At 63.2% G+C, this 24,355-nt stretch carries 32 protein-coding genes; 13 read left to right on the forward strand and 19 right to left on the reverse strand.

The genetic code is table 11. From position 1 onward, the window contains the following. Positions 1-137: 137 nt before the first annotated feature. The 4 genes from R3P95_RS07010 to R3P95_RS07025 are packed head-to-tail and all read right to left on the reverse strand — an operon-like array spanning position 138 to position 2,640. Positions 138-620 carry a Sec-independent protein translocase subunit TatA/TatB gene (locus tag R3P95_RS07010; RefSeq protein WP_269596860.1) on the reverse strand — a complete coding sequence of 161 codons (483 nt, stop codon included), beginning with the start codon at positions 618-620 and terminating at the stop codon, positions 138-140. After that, the gene (tatC, locus tag R3P95_RS07015) at positions 608-1,384 is read right to left on the reverse strand and encodes a twin-arginine translocase subunit TatC (protein WP_269596861.1); all 777 of its coding nucleotides are present in this window, start codon (positions 1,382-1,384) and stop codon (positions 608-610) included. Before tatC ends, R3P95_RS07010 begins: the two co-directional genes overlap by 13 nt. Further along, a complete protein-coding gene (locus R3P95_RS07020; protein ID WP_094640695.1) occupies positions 1,381-1,608 on the reverse strand; it encodes a twin-arginine translocase TatA/TatE family subunit in 228 nt (75 codons plus the stop codon). Before R3P95_RS07020 ends, tatC begins: the two co-directional genes overlap by 4 nt. Positions 1,609-1,641: 33 nt before the next feature. Beyond that, on the reverse strand, positions 1,642-2,640 hold the full coding sequence (locus R3P95_RS07025) for an intradiol ring-cleavage dioxygenase (protein ID WP_269596862.1): 999 nt from the start codon (positions 2,638-2,640) through the stop codon (positions 1,642-1,644). Between the two features lie 181 nt (positions 2,641-2,821). Here R3P95_RS07025 and R3P95_RS07030 point away from each other — a divergent pair, with 181 nt between their 5' ends. Further along, the gene (locus R3P95_RS07030) at positions 2,822-3,853 is read left to right on the forward strand and encodes an ABC transporter substrate-binding protein (protein WP_317547814.1); all 1,032 of its coding nucleotides are present in this window, start codon (positions 2,822-2,824) and stop codon (positions 3,851-3,853) included. Here R3P95_RS07030 and R3P95_RS07035 read toward each other — a convergent pair. After that, the gene (locus R3P95_RS07035) at positions 3,831-4,451 is read right to left on the reverse strand and encodes a class I SAM-dependent methyltransferase (protein ID WP_269596864.1); all 621 of its coding nucleotides are present in this window, start codon (positions 4,449-4,451) and stop codon (positions 3,831-3,833) included. The two genes, R3P95_RS07030 and R3P95_RS07035, sit on opposite strands and share 23 nt — an antisense overlap. A gap of 107 nt (positions 4,452-4,558) precedes the next feature. After that, on the reverse strand, positions 4,559-5,707 hold the full coding sequence (locus tag R3P95_RS07040) for a GGDEF domain-containing protein (RefSeq protein ID WP_317547815.1): 1,149 nt from the start codon (positions 5,705-5,707) through the stop codon (positions 4,559-4,561). On the opposite strand from R3P95_RS07040, the gene R3P95_RS07045 reads away from it, so the two are divergent. The 3 genes from R3P95_RS07045 to R3P95_RS07055 all read left to right on the forward strand — a co-directional run bounded on the left by R3P95_RS07045 (position 5,628) and on the right by R3P95_RS07055 (position 7,788). Next, entirely contained in the window at positions 5,628-6,062 is a 435-nt protein-coding gene (locus tag R3P95_RS07045; RefSeq protein ID WP_269596866.1) for a hypothetical protein, read from the forward strand. The two genes, R3P95_RS07040 and R3P95_RS07045, sit on opposite strands and share 80 nt — an antisense overlap. Positions 6,063-6,263: 201 nt before the next feature. Further along, a complete protein-coding gene (locus R3P95_RS07050; RefSeq protein ID WP_269596486.1) occupies positions 6,264-6,590 on the forward strand; it encodes a hypothetical protein in 327 nt (108 codons plus the stop codon). 229 nt (positions 6,591-6,819) lie between these two features. Further along, entirely contained in the window at positions 6,820-7,788 is a 969-nt protein-coding gene (locus tag R3P95_RS07055; protein ID WP_269596485.1) for an AurF N-oxygenase family protein, read from the forward strand. Here R3P95_RS07055 and R3P95_RS07060 read toward each other — a convergent pair. The 5 genes from R3P95_RS07060 to R3P95_RS07080 all read right to left on the reverse strand — a co-directional run bounded on the left by R3P95_RS07060 (position 7,761) and on the right by R3P95_RS07080 (position 11,975). Beyond that, positions 7,761-8,981 carry a Fic family protein gene (locus tag R3P95_RS07060; protein ID WP_269596484.1) on the reverse strand — a complete coding sequence of 407 codons (1,221 nt, stop codon included), beginning with the start codon at positions 8,979-8,981 and terminating at the stop codon, positions 7,761-7,763. The genes R3P95_RS07055 and R3P95_RS07060 overlap by 28 nt on opposite strands. A gap of 90 nt (positions 8,982-9,071) precedes the next feature. Next, the gene (locus R3P95_RS07065) at positions 9,072-9,803 is read right to left on the reverse strand and encodes a TetR/AcrR family transcriptional regulator (RefSeq protein WP_283347493.1); all 732 of its coding nucleotides are present in this window, start codon (positions 9,801-9,803) and stop codon (positions 9,072-9,074) included. 35 nt (positions 9,804-9,838) lie between these two features. Beyond that, positions 9,839-10,378, reverse strand: a complete 540-nt coding sequence (locus tag R3P95_RS07070; protein WP_269596482.1) for a copper resistance CopC family protein — start codon at positions 10,376-10,378, stop codon at positions 9,839-9,841. A gap of 20 nt (positions 10,379-10,398) precedes the next feature. Next, on the reverse strand, positions 10,399-10,755 hold the full coding sequence (locus tag R3P95_RS07075; protein ID WP_032396178.1) for an ArsR/SmtB family transcription factor: 357 nt from the start codon (positions 10,753-10,755) through the stop codon (positions 10,399-10,401). Positions 10,756-10,769: 14 nt separating this feature from the next. Then, the gene (locus R3P95_RS07080; RefSeq protein ID WP_269596481.1) at positions 10,770-11,975 is read right to left on the reverse strand and encodes an MFS transporter; all 1,206 of its coding nucleotides are present in this window, start codon (positions 11,973-11,975) and stop codon (positions 10,770-10,772) included. Between the two features lie 127 nt (positions 11,976-12,102). Here R3P95_RS07080 and R3P95_RS07085 point away from each other — a divergent pair, with 127 nt between their 5' ends. Next, on the forward strand, positions 12,103-13,329 hold the full coding sequence (locus tag R3P95_RS07085; protein WP_269596480.1) for a PAS domain S-box protein: 1,227 nt from the start codon (positions 12,103-12,105) through the stop codon (positions 13,327-13,329). Positions 13,330-13,412: 83 nt separating this feature from the next. Here the strand turns inward: R3P95_RS07085 and R3P95_RS07090 are convergent, their stop codons facing one another. After that, positions 13,413-13,706: a hypothetical protein gene (locus R3P95_RS07090; RefSeq protein WP_269596479.1), complete on the reverse strand. Its 294-nt coding sequence runs from the start codon at positions 13,704-13,706 to the stop codon at positions 13,413-13,415. A gap of 93 nt (positions 13,707-13,799) precedes the next feature. Here R3P95_RS07090 and R3P95_RS07095 point away from each other — a divergent pair, with 93 nt between their 5' ends. Continuing rightward, positions 13,800-14,012, forward strand: coding sequence for a hypothetical protein (locus R3P95_RS07095; RefSeq protein WP_269596478.1), 213 nt, complete (start codon positions 13,800-13,802; stop codon positions 14,010-14,012). Between the two features lie 22 nt (positions 14,013-14,034). On the opposite strand, the gene R3P95_RS07100 is transcribed toward R3P95_RS07095, so the two are convergent. From R3P95_RS07100 to R3P95_RS07115, 4 genes are all read right to left on the reverse strand, one after another. Further along, positions 14,035-14,898, reverse strand: coding sequence for a type IV toxin-antitoxin system AbiEi family antitoxin domain-containing protein (locus R3P95_RS07100; RefSeq protein WP_283347498.1), 864 nt, complete (start codon positions 14,896-14,898; stop codon positions 14,035-14,037). 132 nt (positions 14,899-15,030) lie between these two features. Further along, the gene (locus tag R3P95_RS07105; RefSeq protein WP_283347490.1) at positions 15,031-15,402 is read right to left on the reverse strand and encodes a PLD nuclease N-terminal domain-containing protein; all 372 of its coding nucleotides are present in this window, start codon (positions 15,400-15,402) and stop codon (positions 15,031-15,033) included. Between the two features lie 291 nt (positions 15,403-15,693). Continuing rightward, complete coding sequence (locus tag R3P95_RS07110; RefSeq protein WP_269596474.1) at positions 15,694-16,098, reverse strand: hypothetical protein; 405 nt, start codon at positions 16,096-16,098, stop codon at positions 15,694-15,696. Then, a complete protein-coding gene (locus R3P95_RS07115; RefSeq protein WP_143536624.1) occupies positions 16,095-17,129 on the reverse strand; it encodes a LacI family DNA-binding transcriptional regulator in 1,035 nt (344 codons plus the stop codon). The genes R3P95_RS07110 and R3P95_RS07115 overlap by 4 nt, the downstream gene beginning before the upstream one ends. Positions 17,130-17,351: 222 nt before the next feature. Between R3P95_RS07115 and R3P95_RS07120 the strand changes: the two genes are divergently transcribed. Beyond that, positions 17,352-18,293 (forward strand): dihydrodipicolinate synthase family protein, encoded by a 942-nt coding sequence (locus tag R3P95_RS07120; protein WP_269596473.1) that lies wholly within the window; start codon positions 17,352-17,354, stop codon positions 18,291-18,293. A 24-nt stretch (positions 18,294-18,317) separates the two neighbouring features. Here R3P95_RS07120 and R3P95_RS07125 read toward each other — a convergent pair whose 3' ends face one another. Next, positions 18,318-18,476 carry a hypothetical protein gene (locus R3P95_RS07125; protein ID WP_179276454.1) on the reverse strand — a complete coding sequence of 53 codons (159 nt, stop codon included), beginning with the start codon at positions 18,474-18,476 and terminating at the stop codon, positions 18,318-18,320. Between the two features lie 106 nt (positions 18,477-18,582). On the opposite strand from R3P95_RS07125, the gene R3P95_RS07130 reads away from it, so the two are divergent. Next, positions 18,583-19,761 (forward strand): Nramp family divalent metal transporter, encoded by a 1,179-nt coding sequence (locus R3P95_RS07130; protein WP_394855403.1) that lies wholly within the window; start codon positions 18,583-18,585, stop codon positions 19,759-19,761. 33 nt (positions 19,762-19,794) lie between these two features. Here R3P95_RS07130 and R3P95_RS07135 read toward each other — a convergent pair whose 3' ends face one another. Then, the gene (locus R3P95_RS07135; RefSeq protein ID WP_283347488.1) at positions 19,795-20,751 is read right to left on the reverse strand and encodes an EamA family transporter; all 957 of its coding nucleotides are present in this window, start codon (positions 20,749-20,751) and stop codon (positions 19,795-19,797) included. A gap of 142 nt (positions 20,752-20,893) precedes the next feature. Between R3P95_RS07135 and R3P95_RS07140 the strand changes: the two genes are divergently transcribed. From R3P95_RS07140 to R3P95_RS07160, 5 genes are all read left to right on the forward strand, one after another. Further along, entirely contained in the window at positions 20,894-21,391 is a 498-nt protein-coding gene (locus R3P95_RS07140) for a MarR family winged helix-turn-helix transcriptional regulator (RefSeq protein WP_283347487.1), read from the forward strand. Between the two features lie 139 nt (positions 21,392-21,530). Next, positions 21,531-22,004: a DIP1984 family protein gene (locus tag R3P95_RS07145; RefSeq protein ID WP_283347486.1), complete on the forward strand. Its 474-nt coding sequence runs from the start codon at positions 21,531-21,533 to the stop codon at positions 22,002-22,004. Positions 22,005-22,261: 257 nt separating this feature from the next. Next, positions 22,262-22,834 (forward strand): cysteine hydrolase family protein, encoded by a 573-nt coding sequence (locus R3P95_RS07150; protein WP_269596470.1) that lies wholly within the window; start codon positions 22,262-22,264, stop codon positions 22,832-22,834. A 24-nt stretch (positions 22,835-22,858) separates the two neighbouring features. Next, positions 22,859-23,305 (forward strand): hypothetical protein, encoded by a 447-nt coding sequence (locus R3P95_RS07155; protein WP_269596469.1) that lies wholly within the window; start codon positions 22,859-22,861, stop codon positions 23,303-23,305. Between the two features lie 3 nt (positions 23,306-23,308). Continuing rightward, positions 23,309-23,644: a hypothetical protein gene (locus tag R3P95_RS07160; protein WP_317547817.1), complete on the forward strand. Its 336-nt coding sequence runs from the start codon at positions 23,309-23,311 to the stop codon at positions 23,642-23,644. 203 nt (positions 23,645-23,847) lie between these two features. Here R3P95_RS07160 and R3P95_RS07165 read toward each other — a convergent pair whose 3' ends face one another. Next, positions 23,848-24,348 carry a universal stress protein gene (locus R3P95_RS07165; protein WP_317547818.1) on the reverse strand — a complete coding sequence of 167 codons (501 nt, stop codon included), beginning with the start codon at positions 24,346-24,348 and terminating at the stop codon, positions 23,848-23,850. Between the last annotated feature and the right edge of the window lie 7 nt (positions 24,349-24,355).

Genomic DNA, 24,355 nt, shown 5'->3' on the forward strand with positions numbered 1-24,355 from the left:
CACCTTCGAAGGACGCATCACCCCGAACGGAAACTAACCGACGCCAAGGTCGGATCCACCGTTAATCTGACACTCCCTTCTTCCTTTCGCCGCTCTAACTGTCAGGTAATTGTGGGTGCGATTATCGCCTTTCGGATTCAGCCGAGCGCGGTGTGGGTAGCACCGATCTCTGTCGCCATCGCCGAAGTAGCCGCTTTCGGTTGCAGTTGTGCCGCGATGCGACGCGGATCGTTCTGCGGGAGTGAGTCGATGAGAATGCGTCGGGGATGCGAGGAGGGCCCGGTGATGAGGTATTTCTGGCCGGGTCGTACGCGGGCTGCTTCGGCGAGGACCTGCTCCGATGGGGACTCGGTGTCACGCAGTTGGTTGGTGTCACGCAGTGCGTCGCTGACGATCCGGCGGGGGTCGTATTGCCGCAGGTTCATCGATTCCCATTCCGAGCGTCGGAGCGGAACACCTATTTCGTCTTCGGCCGCGGTGCGGGTGGTGTCGACGAAATGGCGCACGCTGCGTACGGCGCGGGTGAGTTGGTGCGCGTATCCGGGGAGGCGTTGGGGGCCCAGGACGAACCCGGCGATGATCGCGACCAGGAACAGTTTCTCGAAGGTCAAGCCGAACATGATGATAGCTCCGGTTTCGGTGGTGTCAGGGCGCGTCTGTCGTGTACCTCGGTGATCACGATTGCTGCGCCGAACAGTGTGGCCATGGGAACCGCGACCAGGAACATCGACAGGACATCGGCGGCGGGCGTGACGAGTGCACTGAACAGCGCGATGCCGACGACGCTGATTCGCCAGCTGCTGCGTAGCCTGCGTGCGGAAAGGATGCCGAGGCAGTTCAGCATCACCAGCAGTGCCGGAAGGACGAAGGCGATGCCGGTGGCCAGGACGATCTTCATGACGAAGTCGACGTAGTACGAGGCGTTGAGGATGGTGCTGTCCTGGTCGGAGGAGAACCCGGCGAGGACGCTGACCATGCGGGGGAAGATGGCGAACCCGAACACGCAGCCGGCGACGAACAGTGGAGCTGCGGCCGCGGAGAAGCCGTAGACGTACTTCTTTTCCCGACGCGTCATGCCGGGGGTGAGGTAGGCGAACAGTTCACGCAGCCACACCGGAGACGACACGATGACGCCGGTGAACAGGGCGATCTTCAGTTCGAGATCGAAAGCGCCGGTGACGGTTTCGAAGTTGAGGCTGGCCTGACGGGTGAGGGCGAGTTCTTCGACGGGTGCGCGCAGGATGTCGAGAATCTGGTCGGAGAGCGCGAATCCGATCGCGATGCCGACGAGCAGCGACACCGCCGCGCGAATCGCGCGGCGACGTGCCTCGCGTGCATGCGCGGCAAGCGGCATCACTCCCCGCGCGGCGGTGGCTGTGCTCACGAGGTGTGTCGGTACGGAACCGGCGTGGACGCAGCGTCGGCGAACACCGGAGCGGTCGTGTCGTCACGCGCTGTGGGCTTCTTCTCCTCGCGCACTTCGTCTTTCAGGATGCGCATCGACTGGCCGACGCCCTTCGCGAGTGACGGGAGCTTGGTGGAGCCGAAGACGAGCAGCAGGATGGCGAGAACGATGAGGGCATGCCAGCCGGTGAGGTTGTGCAACATGGTGATTCCTTCGGTGGTGTGAGGTAGGGGTGATCAGTTGGTGGGTGCGGTGCCTGCGGGTGGGCCACCGGCCGGGGGAGTGCCGCCGCCCATCGGGGACTGGCCGCCTCCGCCGCCGGAAGGGGCTGCGCCGGCGGTGGGTTCGGTGGTGGTGTCGATGGCGACGGCCAGCGATCCGACGTAGCCGGCGGTGGCGTCGCCCGAGAACGATCCCATCTGCAATTCGTAGCCGTCGCCGAACACGTTGTCGTTGTCGATGCTGCCGAGCTGCGCGAGGTTCTGCGCCGATGACGGGTAGGTGTCGAGCTCGTAGATCGCGTCGAGCATGTCCTGAGGGAATGCGATCTGCGAAGTGGCGATGGCGTTGTCCGCTGTGGTCGCCGAGGCGGCGTCGGGATAGACCTCGAAGTGAATGTGGGTCCAGCGGCCGCTGTAGCAACCGGGGACGATCGTGTCGAAGGTGACGGTGCCGTTGGCGTCGGCGGCCTGGATGCCGCGCAGGTACGTCTCGTCCTCGACTCCTTCCGAATACATCGAATACAGCCCTGCCGCATCGCATTGCCACAGGTACACGGCGGCGTTCTCGAAGGGGCGATTGTCGTTCGCCATGTCGGTGAGGGTGAGGTCGAGCGACAGGGGCACTCCGCCGACCGTGGTGCCGCCGTCGAGGCTGGAGGTGATGTCGCGGCGAACGATTCCCGATTCTTCGAGCACATTGACGCCGTTCGAGCCGTCGGCGGGGTAGGGGCCGTTGGTCTCGTCGGGGATCTCGCTGGTTGCGGCGGTGGCTGTGCTCGACGCGGTTGCCGTTGTGGCGGTGGCACTTCCAGAGTTCGACGTGCTCGAGCAGGCAGCCAACGCCACCGCGCCGGCCCCTGCGCCGACGATGCTCAGCACGCGGCGACGGGTGACGAGGGTGGTGATGTCGAACCTCGCGCCCTGGTCGACGACCTCCTCGGCGGGGCGATCGAGTAGCCGGCCCTCGTAGGCGGGTCCGGCAGAAGTGTTGGTGGGCTCGGGGATGCGGGTCATCGTCGTGGGTCTCCTTCGATGTGGCACTGAATGATTCGGTAGTGCCAATACTCTGGGACGTTGCGGTGAAGACCCTGAACCTCCGCTGCAAGGTTCCTGTGAGCGGTGTGGCCCGGATTTCCGATGGGAGATAGCTAAGGCTAGCCTTATCGGTAATGCCCTCTCGGGCTACAGGATTGTCATGACTCATCGCCTCACGTTCCGCTTCGCCGCAGTGTTCACCGCCGTGGCAGCCGCATCCATCGCACTGGTTGGCTGCAGCTCGTCCGATTCGACCGACAGCCCGACCGAGTCGCCGTCCACCGGCTCGTTCCCGCTGACCGTGCACCACATGTACGGCGACACCACGCTGGACGCGGTACCCGAACGGGTCGCGACATGGGGATTCGGCACCACCGACGCGGTGCTCGCACTGGGTGTCGTCCCGGTGGCGATGCCGTCGGCCGAATACGGCGGAGGTGACGATCTGATCTATCCGTGGGTATCCGACGCGATCGAGGCCTCGGGCGGCCCGGCACCGGTTCTGCTCGACAACGTCACGGACGCACTGTCCGTCGAGAAACTGCTCGCCACCGACCCCGACGTCGTGTTGGCCCCGCACTCCGGCCTCACCCGAGCCGAATACGACGCGGTGACCGCGGCCGGAGTTCCCGTCATCGCCCCGCCCGAGGAGCTGTGGTCGACGCCGTGGCGCGACGTCATCACCACCACCGGCGACGTTCTCGGAGTCCCCGAGCGCGCACGCGATCTCGTTGCCGATCTGGATCGCCAGGTGCAGGACGCAGGCGCGCAGCATCCCGAATTCGACGGCCGCACAATCGCATACGTGTCCGAGGCTGCCGACGTGTACTACCTGCTGTTGCCGACGGACCCGCGAGTGGAGCTGCTCGAGAACCTCGGCTTCGCCTCACCGGCATCGGTGACCGATCTCGCGACCGACGATGCCACCTACTCGACGACCGTCTCGGCGGAGAACATCTCGAAGATCGACGCAGACGTCGTGTTCACTCAGGTCGACACCGAGGACGCTCTGCAGCAGTTCCTCGATTCGCCTGTGTCGCGTCAGATTCCGGCCGTCGCTGCCGGTGCGGTCGCCGGATTCGTCGGCCAGGAAGCCGGAGCCGCAGTGGGCCCGACGGCACTGTCGATTCCGTACTTCCTGCCGACACTCGTCGACGGACTTGCCGATGCTATCGCGGTGCCCGTGAACTGACCCGAAACACCGCATCGCGCAACGTTTTCGAGTGCACACCCGTCCCGCCGACGGTCCTGGAACGCTCGAGTGCGGTGTCGATGCGCCACGAGGAGGCGTCGAACAGGGCGGTGATGTCTTTCGCGGTGACGGTGGTCTCGTGCGGCGGTGTGCCATCGGGTGAATGATGGTGTGCGCCATCGTTCAGATGCCCGACGATGAGCAGTGAACCGCCCGGCGCGACCCACTGCGCGATGTGTCGATAGAACTCCAACTGTGGAATCGACGGATGCGCGTAGTGGGTCATCACCAGATCCCAACGCTCGGTGGGGTTCCAGGTCGTCAGGTCGGCTTCGATCCAGGTGACGTCGACCCCCGCTGTCTGCGCCTGCTGCGCGGCGGCCTGGAGGGCGGCTGCGGAGATGTCAGCACCGGTGACCTGCCAGCCCTGCTCGGCGAGCCAGATCGCTTCCGCTCCGGTGCCACATCCTGCGTCGAGCGCGGTACCGGGCGTCGATCCGGCTGTTTCCTCCACGAGATACGGATTGGCGGCGACGGTGTGGGATGTTCTGTCATCCCAATGGTGCTCCCAGTAGTCCTTGTCGAATGCGTGCGTCATCGATCGTCCTCTCCCGGTGGTGTGCCGATATCAGAATGACAGCCCGCGCGCAGGTGCGGCAAGTATTGTTGCCGTATCAGCAAATCGGCGACGGTGCTCGCACTGTGTCAGTGAGGTGCGTCGGTGATCATTCGATTGCGGCCGGCGCGCTTCGCCTGAAACATCAGTGCGTCAGCTCTGTCGAGTGTGTTGCGAAGACCTTCGTTCGGTCGCTGGAGCGTGTATCCGGCCGAGAACGTCACCCCCGAAGGCATGGTGGCGGCTGCAAGAGCCTCGAGTGATCGAAGAGCATCGCGACGATCGCAGTTGCGGAGAATGATCACGAATTCCTCTCCGCCCCATCGTGCCAGGAGGCCATCGACGCCGATGCAGTTGCGGGCAGTCGACGCGAAGTCGCGGAGCAACGCGTCGCCGGCTGCGTGGCCGAAGTGGTCGTTGAACTGCTTGAAATGGTCCAGATCGAGAACCGCGACCACGGTGTCGACCGAATGGTCGTCGACGACGGACACCGCGTAGTCCGACCAGCCGCGACGGTTGAGTGCCCCGGTCAGTTGATCTGTTCGGGACGCAAGCAGGATGCCGTCCTCGACCTCTTTTCGTTCGGTGATATCGAGAGCGGCAGCGAGCGTCCACTCGGCATCGGCCGGACCGGTGAAAGGAACCAGAGTCAGTAGAACCCAGCGAATCTCGTCGTTCGGGCGAACGAACCTCACCTCGACTTTCACGGATTCTTCCGCGGCCGTCCCGGCGGCCATCAGGTCCTCGACGCTGCCGTGGAGCGGGAGGTCGTCCGGGTGAGTGTGCACCGTCGCGGATCGACCTATCAGTTCCGAGGAGGTCAAGCCGACGAGTTCGCAATAGGCGGCATTGACGTCGACGAAGAGCCCATCGGCGTCGGAGACAGCTTGCGCCACGGGGCTGGAGGCGAACATGCGCCTGTACCAGTGTTCCTCCACGACGCGACGACCCGCTTTCTTCCCTTTCCTGCACCGAAAGTCTAGTCGAGGTGGGGTCGAGCCCAACGGCACATGCGTCTGCCGGGAGCTCGGTTCGGCCGACTCTTGCTCAACTGTCGCTGGAAGGCAGCAAACTGGTACGAATGTACGACTTTCGGGAACCGTTCGTGCTCCCGCGCCGTCCAAGGGGTTGGGATGGCCGGCCGACGATGGGGTCTTGATGACGACGAAGTGGCGAGAAGTGACGAGCATCGAGTGCCAACAGGATTTCGACGATCTGCTCGACGTCTGCATCGACATCGCCGCCGAACGGATCACCGAGAACTGGGGCCTCCACCCGGTCGCTGTCGTCAACGATTTGTCCGGCGGGCAGCGAGTGCTCGCGCCGCTGCAGCCGGACGGAGGCGGGGCGTCGAACACTGCGATGCACGAGCAACTCGTCCACGATCTGCGAGCCGTCGCCGGGGATCTGCGGTCGTACGCCATCGTCTCCGACGTGACCGACGAGGAGGCGTCGGGCACATATCTCGAGGTTCTGCTCGAGCACCGTGAGTACGCAATGCGGATACTCGTCCCGTACCTGATGCCCGACGCCTCGACCTTCGATCTGGGTCCGACGAAAGCCTCGGTGGGGCAACGGTTTCTGTGGGGCTGACCTCTCCGCAAACGCGCGCGCCTTTGCCAGGTGCGCGCGAATTATGCCCGGATCGGGGGCAAATCCGAACGCGTCTGACAAACGCGCGCGCCTTTGCGAAACCCGGGGGTGCGCGCGCCGATCACCCTCGTCCAGGGGATTGGCACTCTCAACGGTCGAGTGCCAAAATAGAGGCACATACTCACTCGAAAGGAGTCCGCAGTGACCGTCACCTCTCCCCACTTCGATACACGTGATTCGGACGACGACATGCCACCGAAGTGGTGGAATCGGCGCATTCGTACCCGCGCTCAGGTGACCGAATATGCCGTCATGTTCGGTGCACTGTCGATCGTCTCGTTCTGGGCTGCGGGTCTCGGTATCGCGGCGGGACTGATTGCCGTTGCCTCCGCATTGTGGGCTGATCGCAGCCCCGACCTTTCTGGGCCGCCCGCCGATCGCAGCGACAGGGCGCTTGCCATCGGGACCGGCATCGTCGGAATCGTCGTCGGCATCGGATTCGTCGTGATGGTGTTGCCATACTGGTGATGGAGCGACGTCGTCGCACGTGACTGGAACTTCGTAGCCTGCTACGAGCTTCTGCTCACGACCCGGGGCGCCCGAGTATTCGAGGCCGGTCGACCGTACAGCGGTCGGCCGGTTTCGTCGTTTCGAATCGATTTCTTCAAGTATCTGCGACGGAGCGTTGCACCAACTAGATTTATATGTGACGCTGTGTAGCGTAAAGATTTGAACGGACGCGGGCGGAAGGATCACTATGACTGCAGTCGACGACGCACGAACGCTCTACCGAGACAGGCTGCACGCTCTGTCGACGGCATCGGTGCATCAGCACTTCGACGCCTTCCTCGACATCCCCTGGGATGAGCCCGAATATGCGATCGTTCCCAACGATCCACGCTGGGTGCTCCCGGACGCGGACCCGCTCGGCCACACCGACTGGTACAAGTCGCTTCCCCTGGACCGGCAGATTCACATCGGGATGTACCGCCAGGCCAGCATGGTCAAGGTCGGCCTGCAGTTCGAGCAGATCCTCATCAGCGGACTCATGCAGTACGCCCTCACGCTGCCCAACGATTCACCCGAATTTCGGTACTCGACGCACGAAGCCACCGAAGAGTGCCACCACACCCAAATGTTCCAGGAACTGGTGAACCGCATCGGCATCGACGTGCCGGGTGGGCCCGCGTGGTTCCGCAAGGTCGTACCGATGCTTACGGTGTTCGCCGCTCGATCGACACCGTTCGGATTCTTCGTCGGCGTCCTCGCGGGAGAAGAGCCGATCGACCACATGCAGAAGGGCGTCCTGCGCGCCGGTAGCGTCGGACACCCCTTGGTTCAGCGCGTGATGCAGATTCACATCGCCGAGGAAGCCCGTCACATCGGCTTCGCGCATCAGTACCTCGAGCACAAGGCCCCGCGGCTCGGACGCTTCGAGAAGGCATCGATCTCGATACTCATGCCGGTCATCATGCGACTGCTGTGCGACGTGATCATGAAACCGAGCAAGCAGATGCGACGCGACCTCGACATCCCCGACGAGGTTGTCGACGCCGTCTGGTGGGACAGTGACTCCTCACGAAAGGCATTGCGCGACACCTTCGGTGACGTCCGCATGCTCGCGGGCGAGCTCGGACTGATGAACCGCGTGTCCCGACGCGTATGGCGCGCACTCGGTATCGACGGCCGCCCCTCGCGCTACCGCAGTGAGCCGTCGTTCGGCTGAGCTGTTCGTTGGGGGACCGAGCGTCTTCCAATGGCGACGCTGAGTGCATCGAGTTCGGCCAGAACCGCCGTGGCAGCCCATATCTGGTTGCGCTTGCTGGCTGTCAGTACCTCGAGCACGCCTGCCTCGGTCAGCCGAGCGAGGGCGCGATAGGTGCTCGCATCGGTGGTGCCGGTGATCCGACTGGCCGTGTCCGCGTTCAAGATCGGGGTGTCGAGCAAGGCGTCGATGATCTTCGCGTCCGCCGAATTGGCGCGGGGGCGAGCAGTGACGCGCCAGTGTTCAGGAAGTTCGGCCAATGCCTGGGCCGATTCCTGGGCGGCGTAGCTGGACACGGTTGCCGCCTGCGCGACGTAGTTCACGAATCCATCTGCGTCACCGGCGCGGTAGTCGGTCAGCCTGTCGAAGTAGCGCCCTGTGTCCGCGAGCATCACCGATGCCAGGGGGACTGTCACCCGTCCGGTCAATCCGCGTCGACGCAGGATCGCGCTGATCAGAGCCCGGCCGATGCGGCCGTTGCCGTCGGTGAACGGGTGGATGGACTCGAACTGGGCGTGCGCGATCGCAGCCTGAGCAAGTACGGGCAGATCTGTTCGGTTGGCGAAGGTGAGCAGATCCGCCATCAGTTCGTGGACGAGCTCCGGCGGAGGCGGGACGTACAGAGCGTCGATCGGGGTGTAATCGCTGCCGCCGATCCAATTCTGCACGTCGCGAATGGTGCCCGAATCGCGCGCGGTGTAGAAATCCGGTGCCATCAACAGTCTGTGCGCGGTCGTGAGGTCGTCACCGGTGATCGGACCTCTGCCTGCGGCGTCGACCATCGCCGCCAGAGCATGCACGGCCGCGAGTTGAGATTTCGCCTCGGCGTTGGATTTACCTCCGGCGAAGGCCTTGCCGAAGGCGCGCCAGCCGGCGTCGATGTGCTCTATTTTCGACGATGCGACAGACTCGCTTCGGAGCAGAAAGTCGGACAACGGTGCCAGGTGCTCGCCGAAACCCGCCTCCAGCCGGACGACAGCAATGACCGCCTCTTCATGAGCCCGAGCAACCGAGCCGGAGAGATCGCACTGCGCTTCGCCGATCATGGGTGGGATGGACACTTCGATGTGTTGCAGCGTGCGATCGGCCCGCGAACCCTGACGCCGACTCGGCTTCCAGGCCCGCGACTCGACGCGGTGCGGCGACCAGATCATTGTCGCCCCCGATCGTCAGAAAACGCGACTGTTTCGAACGTAAGTATACTTTGATATCACGAAAGTAGACTATGTGCGCCAATGGACGCGCTACCGCAGTGAGCCGTCTTTCGGCTGAGTCTCGTCGACGACGCTCTCGAGTGGCACCTGCGGGATCGCGATGCCGCGGGATGCTCCGAGTCCCTTGACCTGCAGCCAGATGGTGTCGGCCAAGAATGTCGCGAAATGATCGAGCCCGGTACGTGTTTCGGTCTGCCCGCTCCAACTGCGCACCGCACCCATGCAGCCGGACACCAGGCCCGCCACCCACGGCCGCACCAGCGACCAGTCGTCGGTGGTCAGGTCAGCATGCACGAGGGACAGGAACGCCGCGACGCTCACTTCCAACTGCTCGGCCAGCATGGCGTTGGTTTCTTCGAGGGGAGTAGGCGACTCGGCACTGACGTCCTGCTCGACGAAACGCGTCCACGCGGGATGCTCCGCCACCCACCGCACGTAGGTACTCACCACTCGATGGACCACATCGCGAGGAGTGCCGGTCAACGCGAACGAGGTGACCAACGTGGCCGTCAACTCCGCGCAGATCGCCCGCTGAATAGCCGTGTCCAAGTCGGTGCGATCACGAAAATGCCGGTACAGACCGGTGCGATGTACCCCGGCCTCGGCGGAAATCTGAGCGGTGGTGAGCCGCTCACCAGGAGCGATATCGCGCGCCAGCACCGTCATGGCGGCGTCGATGATATGGCGTCGACGATCGGTGTTGTGCTGTTCCCAACGCCGCTTACGGCCATCGGACTTCGGGCGCGGGCCACCGTCACTCATGCTGCATGTTCTCACGTCCACACTGGGCAAGGCTGTCAGTTGCTGCGTTTACGAAGCGCGAACAGAACGCCGGCTGCGCCGACCGCGATTACGACCACCGCGATGATCCAGATCGGAAAGCCGCTGCTGTCCTGGGTGTCTTCGGCGGCGGTCGGGGTTGTTTCGGTAGTGGCAGGGGCTGCGGATGCTGAGGTTGCTGCCGACGTCGGGGACGCTTGGGTGAGCTGGAACGGAATGCTGCCGGTGATCGGGTGCCCGTCGGCGGAGACCACTCGGTAGCCGATGGTGTACTCACCCGCCGCACCCAGCCCGTCCAGATCCACTGTCACCGTGCTGCCGTCGACGACGGGATCCGATGCCCCCCATTGCGTTCCGTCGGATCCGACGACAGTCACGGTGGCGAAGTTCGACTGCACGGACTGATTGAACGTCAGCGTCACCTCGTCCGGCGCGGCGTCGAGCACGGAGTTCTCGGCAGGGTTGCTGGACTGCAGAGTTGCATGCGCAGCTGCCGGAGCGATCGACAGTGCCGTCGCGGTGAGAATGGCGGCTGCGATCACGGCCAGGCGTTTCATGGACTGCTTTCTTGTTGTGGCTACTCGTGTGGAGGTTCGCCGGTGACCTTGTGGTCTGCGAAGTTGAGGCCTTCACGCACGAGACGGGCGAGGTGACCGTCGGCCAGGCGGTAGATGACGTTGCGGCCGTCGCGTCGGGTCTCGACGAGTCCGGTGAATCGGAGCTTGGCCAGATGCTGGCTGACGGCGGTGCGGGAGGTTCCGGTGGCCGTGGTCAATGCGCTGACGTCGGCGGGCCCTCGGTCGAGTAGCCAGAGGATGTGCAGTCGGGTGGGGTCGGAGAGCATCCGGAAGGTGTCGCTGGCCGTGGCCAGGCGCGCGGAGTCCGGTTCGACGGCATGGTCGAGACTGATGCGCGGTTCCTTCTTCGGTGGCATCGAACGTCGTCTCCCTACGCGGAGGCGACCACCGACATTCGGGTGCGACTCCACAGGCGTGCTGCGGTCAGTGTCGCAAGTGTAGCCAAGCCCGTGAGCACCATCGCCGCGGTGAACAGTCCGAACTGAGCCCCGACCCATCCCGCAACCGGATAGGTGAGCAGAAACGCGGCATGCGAGAGCGAGAACTGCGCCGTGAAGATGGATGTACGGGTGCTCTCGTCGGATTCACGACGCAGAATCCTCGCCGACGGCGTGTTGATCATCGACGTCCCGACGCCCAGCAGCGCCCACGTCGTGGCCAGCGCGATCCAGGCTGCCGACCCACCGTTCAGGGTTGCAACTGCTGTTGCTGCTGCGGTTCCCACGACGGCCGTTGCGGCCCCGGTGAGCATGAGGGTGTGGTCGTTCGTGGATCTCAGCGCCCGCGGGATGAGCAGTGCAGCGAGCATCGAACCGCCGCCGTAGAAGCCGAGAGCGATGGCCAGCTGGCTGCTCGAGCCGCCGAACAGATCGCGAACGTAGACCACGGAATTGACCATCACGAGAGCTGTCGCCGCAGCAACCACCGTGTTCAGGGCGAGCAGCCCCTGCAGTTCGGGATTTCTGACGAACGTCGTGATGCCTGTTGTCGGCCTGTTGTGTTTGGGCGCAGTGCGTTTCGGCAGCACCGTGCCCACCACCATCATCGCGGAGACGACGAACCCCAGCGCCGTGCCGACGAACAGCGTGTGAAAGCCGATGACCGTCAACAGTGCTGCGGCGATGAGTGGACTGACCAGTGACTCGAGGTCGTAGGCGAGGCGTGAGAGCGTCAACGCGCGGGTGTACTGCTGCGAGTCGGGCACCACGGACGGAATGACCGCCTGAAAGGTGGGAGTGAACGTGGCCGACGCCGCCTGCAGAACGAAGATCAGCACGTATACCTGCCACACCTGATCGACGAAGGGCAGCGCCAGCGCGGTGAGCGCCCTGACGGCGTCGGCGGTGACGAGCACGAGCTTGCTCGGGAGCGCGTTGGTCAGTGACGAAACAATCGGAGCGACAAACACATACGCGATCATCTTGATCGCGAGAGCGGTGCCGAGGACCGCACCGGCGGCACTGCCGGCGATGTCGTAGGCGAGCAGCCCCAGTGCCACCGTCAACAGACCGGTGCCCAGCAACGCGACGACCTGCGCGGTGAACAGGCGTCGGAAGGCGATGTTTCGGCGCAGCATGGGATTCAAGGTACACATGTGTGCGCACTTGCGCACTCATATGTTTTTGCCGATTCCGAGTTCCCGCAGGCACGACAGGGAATCTTTGGGTAGCGTTGCGCGGTCGGCGTCACAAACGAGGTGGTCCATGACCGGTACGCGAAACGCATCGAGCGAGGTCATGCGTCGCGCCGTCGATCAGTTGCCTTCGATGATCGGCTACTGGGACAGCTCGCTGCGGAATGTGTACGCCAACCAGGTGTACGCGGATTACTTCGGTATCGAACCTCGGGATTTGGTCGGTAAGCACCTCAGCGAACTGCTCGGCGAGGCGCTCTTTCAGTTGAACGAGCCGTACATCACGGGCGTCCTCGCCGGCGAGCAACAGCAGTTCGACCGGACCCTCATCGACGTCAACGGTGCCGTGCGCGTCACTCAGGCAACCTATGTGCCCGATATCGTCGACGGTGTCGTTGTCGGGTTCACCGCGTTGGTCGTCGATGTCAGCGCACGCGCCGAGGTCGAACGCGAGCGCGATCGCGCGATCCGGCTGTTCCAGAACGTCATGGAGAACGCCCCGATCGGCAAAGCAGTGATGACCCGTGACGGACGATGGCTCCAGGTGAACAAGGCCCTGTGCGAACTACTCGGCTACACCGCAGAAGAATTGCGGCAGAAAACCTTTCGTGACATCACCCATCCCGACGACATTCCCCTCGCCGACGAACACCTCAAGGGACTGGCCGACGGGACTCTGACGAACGTGGCGTCGGAGAAGCGATACATCCGCAAGGACGGAGCCACCATCTGGGTGCAGCGAAACGCGACCGTGGTGCGCGACGACGAATCCGGCGACGTCATCATCGCGCAGATCCAGGACATCACCGCTCGCAAAGCTGCCGAGGCGTCGCTCGAACGCCAGGTGCTGATCGACGACCTGACGGCGTTGGGTAATCGACGACGATTGATGGCCGAGCTGGATGCGCTGAAGGAATCGGTCAGCGAACGCCCGGTCGGAATGCTCTTCGTGGACATCGATTCCTTCAAATCCATCAACGATAGGTTCGGCCACGCAGTGGGGGACCGGGTACTCCAGGCAATCGGCCGTCGCATCCTGGACAACACCCGCACTCGAGACATCGCCTGCCGCATCGGCGGTGACGAATTCGTAGCCCTGCTGCACTCCGCCAGATCTGCCGAGGGAGTCGAGCGCCTTGCCAACCGGGTTCGTGGCCTCCTCGCCGGCCCCTACGACATCGACGGCATCGTCGTCCCGGTCTCGGTGAGCGTCGGATGGAGTTGGGAACCAACCACCGACCCGGACGAATTACTACGCATCGCAGACGAGCGAATGTACTCGTCCAAGCGCGCCTGAGATCTGGATCAATGTGGGTTTCAGTCGGTTGGAGTGCAAGAGAGTCTCATTGATCCGGCGTGTCGGGCTGGGGCTGGGGAATCTCACAGCCGTGTCGGCCGTGCACCCAGCGGCGGCGCGGGGGTGGGCCCGCGGTGCTTACGTGACTCGACTCGATACGCGATGTAGAGATACAGCAAGCCCGTGATGGCCCCGCCCAGACACCCTGCCGCAGTATCGAGAGCAGTCGAACCCGAGCCGACTATCAACTGCATCAGGAGAAAGCCGATTCCGACTGCAGGGGCGAGAGCCAGAGCATTGATGTAATCGGCCCGGGTGGCGCCGCATTTCTTGCTCAGTGCCCCGGTCATGACCCACTCGCGAAATGGCTTCTGCATCTCGGCCTCCGACCTCGTGCGGTCCAGTTTGTCCGTTTCCTTCACGGTACCGGATAGTTCGCGGCGCTGACGGTGTCGTGGGAGGGTGCAGGTATGCGTGCTCTGGTGTTCCTCGCGGTTCTCGCGATCGTGTACAAATGGCCGCTGTTCGGAGGCAGCCCCGGCCAGTGGTCTGCCCTGTTCCAGGGCGTCATGATCGGCGCGATAGTCAGCACCGCGGTGACTCCCGCGGGATGGAAGGCGATCCGACGCATCAGAAGTCGACTCGATGGGTCGTACAGTCCGCCCAGGTCCTCGCGGCGATGAAATCGGGTGCAACTGACCGCGCTCAGCGCGGCTGGCTGCACCGGATTCGATCGAGAGTGGCGACTATTTCGGCGATCACGTGATCCATGCGTTCGGTCAGGTCGACCCAGGTGTAGCGAAGGATCGTCCAGCTCTGAATGATGTCGTTCTGCCTGATCCGATCCTGATGGAAGGCGTCGTGATCGGAGTGAAATGCCCAGCCGTCGATTTCGATCACCACCATCTCGGCGAGGAACGCGAAGTCGAGTTCGTATCCGCCCCATCGATAGTTGACCACCCAGCCGCCGATCTTGCGGGCCCGGAACTCTCGAATCAAGAGACGCTCGCCCTCGGAGCGTGCACCGTTCGCTGCGACCTTCAGCAGCCGCTTCGCTTCGGGAGCGCCGGTGCGACCTGGGTTTCGTGCATCTGCCCGCTGCAATCGCTCGAGGTCGGTGTGTCGCTGAAGTGCCCGATCCATGATGTGCGCCTTACCTATCGACGCTTCCAGAACGGTGAGTTCGAGAGACGTGACGCGAAGCCCGCGCCGCTCGACGATGTCCTTGTTGTGAATGTCGCGGCGGCGTAGTCGGCAGCCCTCGGCGCGGCTTCGCCCCCTGCGTGGGGTGGTGACCTCGATGATGCTCGGCGCTACGGAGATCACCCCGTGCCAGAAGGCCGCGGCTTCCCCGCTGAGCGCAGCGTTCGATCCCGCACCCCACACGGCGCATCGAATGCGTGCATCCGCAGTGAATGGGCGGTCGACGACGAAGTACACCCCGCGATGAATTGTTCGCCACGCACCCGCGCGAACCGAGCGATCCACAGCGTCGCCACTCAGACCGCAGAGTGCCGCCTGCGCGCGAGTGATCACGCCGTCGTGCTGTGCCAGCCATTCATCAAGCATGTCCACTTGGACGTTCACGGTGCCGAAGCGGTTCCCTAGCGAATCGAGTGCATGGAACCGCGCTCAGCGCGGCTGGATGCACCGAATTCAATCGAGGTGGAGCTGTGTGTTTGAGAGTTTTGCCCGCCCAGATCAGAACCCGAGATCTCTCTTGCGACGCTCGCGCTCGAGTCGGCGTTGTTCCTCTGCACGTTCTCGACAACGCCGGAGAAATTCTGCATCGGCATCGGGGTTCTGGGCAGCCTGACGGCCGGGGCGTGTTTCGTATTCAGGAAACGCAGAGTTGCTCGCGCGCCGGTTGCCGCCACCGGGACCTCCCCAGATTCCGCCTCCTACAGGACGTCCCGCGAACAACCATGCCAGTGAGCCGGCGAGCGGGAGAAACACCACCAACAGCAACCACACGATCTTCGGGAGAAATCGCACTCCACCATCGTCGGCCGTGATCACGTCGATCAGACAGAACACCCACAGCAACATCACCAGCAGACCGAGATACGGCATGTGATCCTCCATTTTCAAGACCGTTCGGTCTGATGTATCGAGCATCGTAGCGGGGCTGTCGCGATTTCGACAGATATGTCCCCAGGTCTATCGATCGGCAGCATGTGGTCAGCGAGGTGCCGGACTCCGCTGCTGGGCAAAATCGGGTGCAGCTAGCCGCGCTCAGCGCGGTCAGTTGAACCCGATTCGGCCTCCAATTGCTTCAGCCCGCATAGCGTCGCTGCAACAGTCAGTGGCCCTGGGAGTAGATGAACAGCGACGACTGTCGTGTGTTCCTGGTGAGCAGGACGGTCAGGGGTCTGCCGTCCCCTGCGCAGGACGCGAGGTGGACAGCATCTCGGGTTCGCAGGTCAAGCCCAGTGCAGACCAGTTGCTCGTCGATGCAGCGGCGCACGTCACCGGTTGCAGGGGCGGATAGGAAGGGTTTGCCGCCGATAGCGCTTTATCGTCGCCGGCCTCGCTCGGCGCGTCGAATCGGGCCCGCCACGCGGGCTGGCCGACGAACTCCGTGTGGGTGAAGGCCTGAACGAACTCGAAGCCACTCGGCACGTCGAAAGCTATGTCCTGCAGACCACGCGACACTTCTTCTTCGTCCATGGACCTGCGTTCGCCGGGCTCGAACGAACTGCACGACGCGGTGAGGGCGACGACAAAACCGATGAGCCAGAACCGACACAGTCCCGCTGATGAACTCATCTCACCGCACGGCTCGATGATTGTCGCGGGATCAGTGTCGGGAGTGCCTTTTTCAGCGGAGTCGAGCCGTCGTCGCCGTTGAGTAGTATTTCCATTGCGGTTCGGGCGATTTGGTCGAATGCGGTGCGAACCGAGGTCAGGGGAACCGGCAACAGTTGCGCGAGCGGGATGTCGTTGTAGCCGACCAGTGAAAGGTCTTCTCCGACAGCCAGATTGTGTCGATGTGCTGCCGACAACACTCCGAGGGCAAGGTTGTCGTTGGCTGCGAACACGGCGGTGGGACGGCCTGAGCCGTCGAGCAGATCGTGTCCTGCGCTTGCCCCGGCTTCGATTCCGTAGCCGGTTTCGATCGTCCACTCCGGGCGTGGTTGGAGGCCGGCTTCGGCAAATGCCCTGTGCGCGCCCGCCAGACGACCGACAGCACTGGACGTGAACAGAGGGCCTGTCAGCACTGCGATGTCGGTGTGGCCGAGATCGATGAGGTGACGAACAGCCAGATATCCACCGGTCTCGTCGTCGCCGATCGAGGACGGGCTCTTTCCATCGGTTCTCAGCACCAGTACGTGCGGAATTCCGTTCTCGCGCAGGTGACTGGGGAGGGGGTCGTCGGTGCGACTCGTGGCGAGAACGACCCCATCGACATTGCGCTCCAGAAGCGACTGCGCAGCGTTCCATTCGTCGGTGGGATCGTCGCCGCTCGTCGCGACGACGGCGTGGTAACCCTCCCTGCCCGCTGCCCGGTCGATGGCCTCGAACATCAGCGCCATCACGGTGTCCGAGAGGCGTGGCACCAGGACTCCGATGGTGGCGGTGGCACCGCGTCGTAGATTCGACGCGAACGTGTTGCGCCGGTATCCGAGATGCTCGGCAATCTCGCGCACCCGTACGGCCGTCGCGGATCGGGACGGTGCGACGCGGTCGTCGAGAACACGGCTGACGGTCGAGATGCTGACCCCGGCAGCCTTGGCGACGTCACGCAGTGTGACCGCGTCCGTGCGCTCCGTCGAGAGCCCACTTCGGGTGGAACGCATGTGCAGTTCCTGACTGTTCGTTGAATCTCCTGGTACGGCCGAACTTACAGATCGCCAGCCTGCGGCGCATGCAAACGTCCCAGGAACGTTTGCAAGTGCGCTGTGCGATGCCTGTCACCCCTGATCTCCAAAGTGATGGTCGACACATCCACGGGGAGCGGTTTAGCGTAATGCAAACGTTCCCGACAACGTTCCCATCAGATTCTCGAGAAGGACGACAACATGAATTCACTCGATCTCCGCGGACTCAGCCCAGCACCGATCACGCCGTTCACTCGCGATGGTGAGGTCGACTACGACGCGATCCAGCGCCTCGGGTCCTGGCTCGGCAGCGTCGACGGCGTCAAGAGTCTCGTCGTCCTCGGTCACGCGGGTGAAGGCACATTCCTCACCCAGGCCGAGCAAGCCAAGGTGATCGGTGCCTTCCGCGATTCGGTCGAGGGAAAGCTTCCGATCATCGCCGGCATCACCGGGGAAGGAACGGCCGTATCCGTCGAAGAAGCCAAGCGCGCGGTCGACGCCGGTGCGTCCGCCGGACTGGTGTACCCGTCGCACGGTTGGCTGCGTTTCGGCTACCAGGACGGCGCACCGCAGGATCGGTACCGCGCACTGTACGAGGGATCGGGCTTGCCGCTGATCCTGTTCCAGTACCCGGATGTCACCAAGGCGACGTACAACCTCGACACCCAGCTCGAAATTGCCGCTCAGGAGGGCGTTTTCGCAACCAAGAACGGCGTTCGGAACATGCGCCGCTGGGACCGTGAGATCCCGGTTCTGCGTAAGGAGAACCCGGACCTGCAGATCCTCAGCTGCCACGACGAATACCTGTTGCACACCATGTTCGACGTCGACGGCCTCCTCGTCGGCTACGGCGGCCTGGCTCCAGAACCCCTCGTCGAGCTCATCGCCGCAGGCAAGGCCAAGGACTACCCGGCCGCACGCGCCATCCACGACCGTCTGCTGCCCGTCACCGCCAACGTCTATCACCGCGGATCTCACATGGAGGGGACTGTCGCGCTCAAGGAAGGCCTGGTCCACCGCGGCATCCTCGAGCACGCCACCGTCCGCTCGCCGCTGCTGCCACTGGCCGCAGGCGCTCACGAAGAGATCGCGGCGGCACTCGATTCCGCGAACCTCGGTTCGGTAGTACCCGCGCTGGTCTGAGTTCCCTCGCAGGGACAGACCGCGTCAGATCACTCGGTCGGCATCGGTGGCCATCTTCGTCCGGCCGTCGATGCCGCACACCGACCTTCGCTCGTACTTTTCGTATCCGCTCCCCACCGCGTCGAGCCGAGGGCACACTGCCTCTAGTAGCGAGTACGGAGCGTCACCAGAAAGGCTCGTCATGAGTCAACCCCGCACGACCCCGGTGGCACCAGCCGCGTCCACCATCACCGCAGATGGACCGCCTGCCATGTCGAGTCGATGGAAGACAGTCCTGAGCACGCTGGCCATGGCGGGTCCCGCCTTCATCGCCGGCGCCTGGCAATTCGGCCCCGGCAACCTGGCGAGTGCGGTCGAGGCCGGTAGCAAGTACGGCTACGCGTTGATCTGGGTCGTCGTGCTCTCGACGGTATTCATGCTCGTGTACGCCGATATGAGCGTGCGTCTGGGAATACGGACGACGACGTCGTTGATCAGTTCGGTCAAAGACATCCTCGGGCACCGCGTCGGCGTCGCTGCCGGCTTCGGGGTCTTCATCATCACCCTGTGCTTCTCGGTCGGCAATGCCGTCGGATCCGGACTCGGGCTGTCGATGGTATTCGGCGGCTCCCCACTGATCTGGACGATTGCCTGCACGGCATTCGTGGCGCTGATCCTGTTGTTTCGCAACGTCTATCGCATAGTCGAGCGAGTGCTGCTCGTCATCGTCGGACTCCTCGGTGCGGCCTTCATCATCAGCGCGGTCATCGCGAAGCCGGACTGGTACATGGCTCTCGACGGCGTGATGCCCAGCGCCCCTTCGGGAAGCTTGCTGCTCATCGTCGCGCTCGTCGGCACCAACTTCTCACTCAACGCAGCGTTCTTCACCTCGTACGGCATCCACGAACGGGGCCGGACCAGAGGCGAATACCGTCAAACCTCCATTGCCGACACGATTCCCGGCATCGTCGCCCCCGGCATCATGACAGCGCTCGTCATCGTCGTGGCCGCTGCGGTACTCGAGAGCCAGAATGCCGAAGCCACCAGCTTGGTCGGACTGGCGAAAATATTCGAACCCATTGCAGGACCGATCGGTTCGACCATCTTCGCCCTCGGACTGTCGGGAGCGGCCTTCTCCTCGATGGTGGCCAATGCCACCGCCGGAGGAACCATGCTCTCCGACGCGTTGGGCCGGGGAGCATCGCCCGGCACCCCTACGGCGAAGGTGACCTGCGCTGCGATCCTGGCGTTCGGTTTGGCGATCACGATCATGTTCACCTCGTCGCCGATCCAACTGATCATCGTCGCGCAGGCTCTGACCGTGCTGGTGGCCCCATTCCTCGGCTTCTTGCTCTACGTCATGAGCAACAACCGCCAACTGATGGGAGACCTCCGAAACACGTGGTGGAAGAACGCACTCGGTGTCCTCGGATTCCTCTCCATCCTGTCGCTCTCCGGTGTGCTGGTCTACGAACTTCTGTCTCGCTAAAGCACGCGTCGCAATCGTCCCGGGCGGGAGTTCTCACGAACTCCTGCCCGGGACTTTTCTGTACCTCAACGCCACCGATCGCGGTGGGTGTGTCGTGACGAACTGTCCGGCTATCGAACCCACGAGCGCGATGCCGAAGCCGACGCACTGAACTCCGGTCATGCTCTGTCCCAGCACTATCCATCCGATGACTGCTGCAGTGAGCGGACTCAGCACGCCGAGGAGTGTGACATTGGCACTGGGGAGAGCGCGGGCACCGCGAAACCACAGTGAGTAGGCCAACGCGCCGCCCACCACTGCGAGCCATGCATAGCCGATTGCAGCCTCGGCATCCAGTGCCCATGGCCCGTTGTCGACGATCGGAATCAGTGGCGAGATGACCACTCCGCCGACAATCAGTTGCCACGCAGTGGAATTGAGTGGGCTGGTATCGGGTGGCACACCCCAGCGCTTGGTGAGGGCGACGCCGATTGCCATGCTGACGGCTCCGACCACTGCGGCGGCGAGGCCGATGGCGTCGAGTCGGATCGTTCCGGACACCGCTGTCAGTGCAACCCCGACGACGGCCATTGCAGCCCATCCAACTTGGATGGGCCGCGTTCGCCCCCAACCGAAGATCGCCGATACAGCCACGATCACAAGCGGCTGCGCGGACCCCACGACGGCGGCAATTCCACCGGGTAGCCGGTAGGCCGCCACGAACAGCATCGGAAAGAACAATCCGATGTTGAGTACACCGAGGGTCGCGATCTTCAGTCGCCATCCCTTTGCGGGGACGCCCGGAGCGATGAGCAGCAGAAGGAGCCCGGCGGGAACCGCGCGCAGCACGCTGGCGGTCATCGGGCGATCGGGGGGAAGGAGTTCGGTGGTCACCACGTACGTCGTGCCCCAGAGGATGGGAGCGAGTGCGGCAGCGGCCGTCAATCCGAGAGTCGAGGGGGCGACGTCGGGTGCGCGGTGGCGTCGAGCATCGGTTGGGTGTGTCTGCATGCGAGGTGGTCGCATCGGGAGCTCATCTCTGGGGCGCTGTCAGTCAACGTCTTAACGTTGAACTATCTAGCATTGAACGGTATGACGGGCGTGGCACAATGTCAAACAATTGAGCGCTGAAGTATTGAGGGTGGTTGGCTCGATGTCGAACGAGGCACTCGACGCAGTGGACCGGATTGTCCAGCAGTGGCGGGCCGAGCGGCCCGATGTGGATGTCGGACCCATGGAGGTCATCGGCCGTATCAGCCGTGCGGCGTCCGTCCTGGACAGGCGCACGCAGGCTGTACTGGCCGAATTCGGTTTGCAACCAGGCGAATTCGATCTCATCGCAACGCTCCGGCGCGCCGGGTCTCCGCATCGCCTCACCGTCGGGCAGTTGCTGGACAGCGCGATGGTGACGTCAGGTGCCGTTACGCACCGTTTGAATCGGTTGACCGACAAGGGATTGGTCGAACGCGAGATCGATCCCACCAATCGTCGGGTGGTCATAGTGCAATTGACGCAGGCCGGGATCGCTGCAGTGGATGCCGCGCTACCCGCTCACGTAGCCAATGAGGAAGCTCTGCTCAAATCGTTGAATCCGGATGAGCGACGCCAACTTGCAGGCCTTTTGAAGCGACTTCTTCTCGATCTCGGATAGCTGCGCCATCGGCACCGGCTCTTCCGTATCCAGGCGGACTGTGGTACTTGTTGTTCCATGAACTCATTCGACACGTCGAAAGGCGCATGAGCGCCCGTAGTCACATCACCGTCGGTATCGAAACGCCGAGGTGCAGAACATGAAGCTTGCCGAGGCCCTCGCTGAACGAGGGGAACTGATCAAGCGCACCGAACATCTGAAGGTTCGGATTCTGGCGAACGCCCGCCATCAGGACGGTGAATCACCGGCCGAAGATGCGGCAATTCTGTTGTCGGAGTACACAACTGTGCTCGATCGTCTTGAGATCCTCATTCGCAGGATCAACCGGACGAACAGCGCCGCGACGATGCGGGACGGAACCCTCACCGACGCACTCGCGTCCCGTGACGTGCTGCGTATGCGTCACAAGGCGATCTCCGCAGCAGCGGACGCCGCGTCGGGACGTGAACAGGAGCGTCGGTACGGTCCGCGACAGCTGCGGTCGGAGTTGGTGTATGTCGCAGCCCTTCCGGTTGCCGAATTGCGCTCTACGGCGGACGATATCGCCAGACAGATCCGGCTGGTGGATCTGGAGATCCAACGCATCAACTGGGAATTCGACCTGATCGAGTAGTGAATCGGTTGCCGGGTAGTAGGTAGTTTTCGTTCGAGGCGAGCACGTGCCGCGGCCGGCGGTTTTCCGGTCCTTCTCCCGCGTGGTGAGCAGCGTCCCGGGTATCCACCCGTTCACAGTGCAGCTCAGTACAATTCACGGAGTACGGCGCACACCGCACAGTGCACTACCGTGTGCTGATCGAACGAGAACGAGGGTGGGTAAGGGGCCACCCGGCATTGTGGTCTCGACGGCTTTCGGAGGTTAGCCTGAACAGCATGAACGTACCGCCGATACGTCTCGAACGGCCTGCTCTGATCGTCGTCGACGTGCAGGCTGGATTCGACGATTCCGAATTCTGGGGCCCGCGGGACAATCCGTCGTGCGAAACCAATATTGCTGCCCTCGTTCGTTCGTGGCGATCCAAGGCATGGCCGATCGTGTTCGTTCGACACGACTCCGACAACCCTGTGTCGCCATTGTCTCCGACCGGTGCGGGGCATGCGTTCAAAGACGTCATCGAAGGAACTCCGGATTTGCTGATCAGCAAACGGGTCAATTCGAGCTTCTACGGCACGCCGGATCTCGACGCCTGGCTACGTGCACAGGGCATCGACCAGGTCGTGATCTGCGGGATCACCACCAACCACTGTTGCGAAACGACAGCACGCATGGCCGGAAACCTGGGCTACGACGCCTACTTCGTCATCGACGCCACACACACCTTCGATCGCCTCGCACTCGACGGAACCACGGTGCCCGCGGCGACCTTGTCGGCAATGACGGCAACAAACCTGCACGGGGAATTTGCGACTGTCGTCATCACGGAGGATTTGCTTTCGAGCTTCTAGCCGAGCCGTTTGATACCGTTCGGTATGGCGAATCGGCGGACGACTGCAGGTCTGGCAGGACCCATCGTGTTGCTGTATCTGGGTTACTTCGCGTCGGTCCCGATACTCGAGGCTTTCTTTCGCGGGTTGTTCGAGCCGCGGTTGAACTGGGCCGAGATCGGTTGGGGTGGAACGATTGTGTTCGCGTTCATGGTCGTTGCAGGACTGGTTGCATGCGTCGCGGCGATACGGATTCTTGTCGACTCGCCGCGGTTTCCGGGCATCGTGGCGACCTCGGGTTCGTCTATCGGTCGAAAGATCGATTCGGTGGCTGTCACGCTGATCGGGTTCGCAGTCGTTGTGTTTTCGCTGATGGGCGAGGGCCTGGCACTCGGCTTCTTCGCACCCATCGTGACCGGATGGTTGTGCGTCAACACAATTCGCAACTACAGATCGCTGGCCAAGTCGCGTCGAGCTGCAACGGCGCAGTGATACGTGAACACCGTACTTGCGCTGCTACTGATGGTCGGAGTTTGCGCGTTCGCGTACGGCGCCGCAGTTGGCTTTCGAGGAAAGGCGCTCCACGTCGACTACTACGGCCGCGACGTGCCGGACCGAGTGAAGACCACGCCGCACCTGCGTGCACGGGCGAACAGGATATTCGTGGTCTGCGGCGTCGCTGCCGCTACTTTGCTGCTGGCTCCACTTGTTTGGATCTTCACCGACTTCCATCGCCAAAGAACGATGTGGGAGCTACTCGGTCTGGCGGCCTATGTCTTCATCGTCGTAATCGTCGGCAGCTACCCGTTCGCAAAAATCAAGAGTCTGTGATCATTCGGCCTTCGCTCAGGTTGGTTCCGGATCCATCAGTGACTCGACTGTCTCGCTCTCGGAAATCGATCAAGACCACGTAGAAGGCCGGTGCCGAGTCCGGATAGAGCACTGTGAATCGAGGCCACCGTTCGGGTCCAGGACGGGTCGGACGACGATCTGGACGCGCTCGTCGAGTTAGGTGCCGAAACGGTTCAGCTGAATCAAGCGGGCACTGTCAGAACCGGCCGACCGCAGTGTCGAGCAAGATTGTCGGCTGCGGACTCGCCGCCCAATCTGCGTAGCACCGAGACAAACCCGCCGCCGGACGCACTTAGGACGATCATCTGCGCGTTGTACTTCCGTCCGAAAGACTCCAGTGCGCCGCCGGGAGTGCCGTAGACCGCATCGTAGGTCCATGGCACGTCGGCTCGGTCGAGTGCCTCGGTTGCACGTTCACGTTCGCGCCCTGCCTGGGCCTCGGTGTCCTCTTCGTACGTCTCCGAGTCGGGGTCGACGGGTGTGTCGGCTAGGTCGATCACGTGTACGACATGCACCGATCCTCCGATCCCCGATGCGAACTGCAGCGACCACGTCAGTGCGTGATGCGAGATGTCGCCGCCGTCGTAACCGACCACCAGGGGGCACTTGTGGGTCTGGGGACCACCGTCCGGTCCGTCGATGTGCTCTACCGCGCTGCGTCGGTGGTGGTCTGAACTGGACATCATTGCC

This window comes from Rhodococcus cercidiphylli, assembly GCF_033042225.1.
Classification (GTDB): Bacteria; Actinomycetota; Actinomycetes; order Mycobacteriales; family Mycobacteriaceae; genus Rhodococcoides.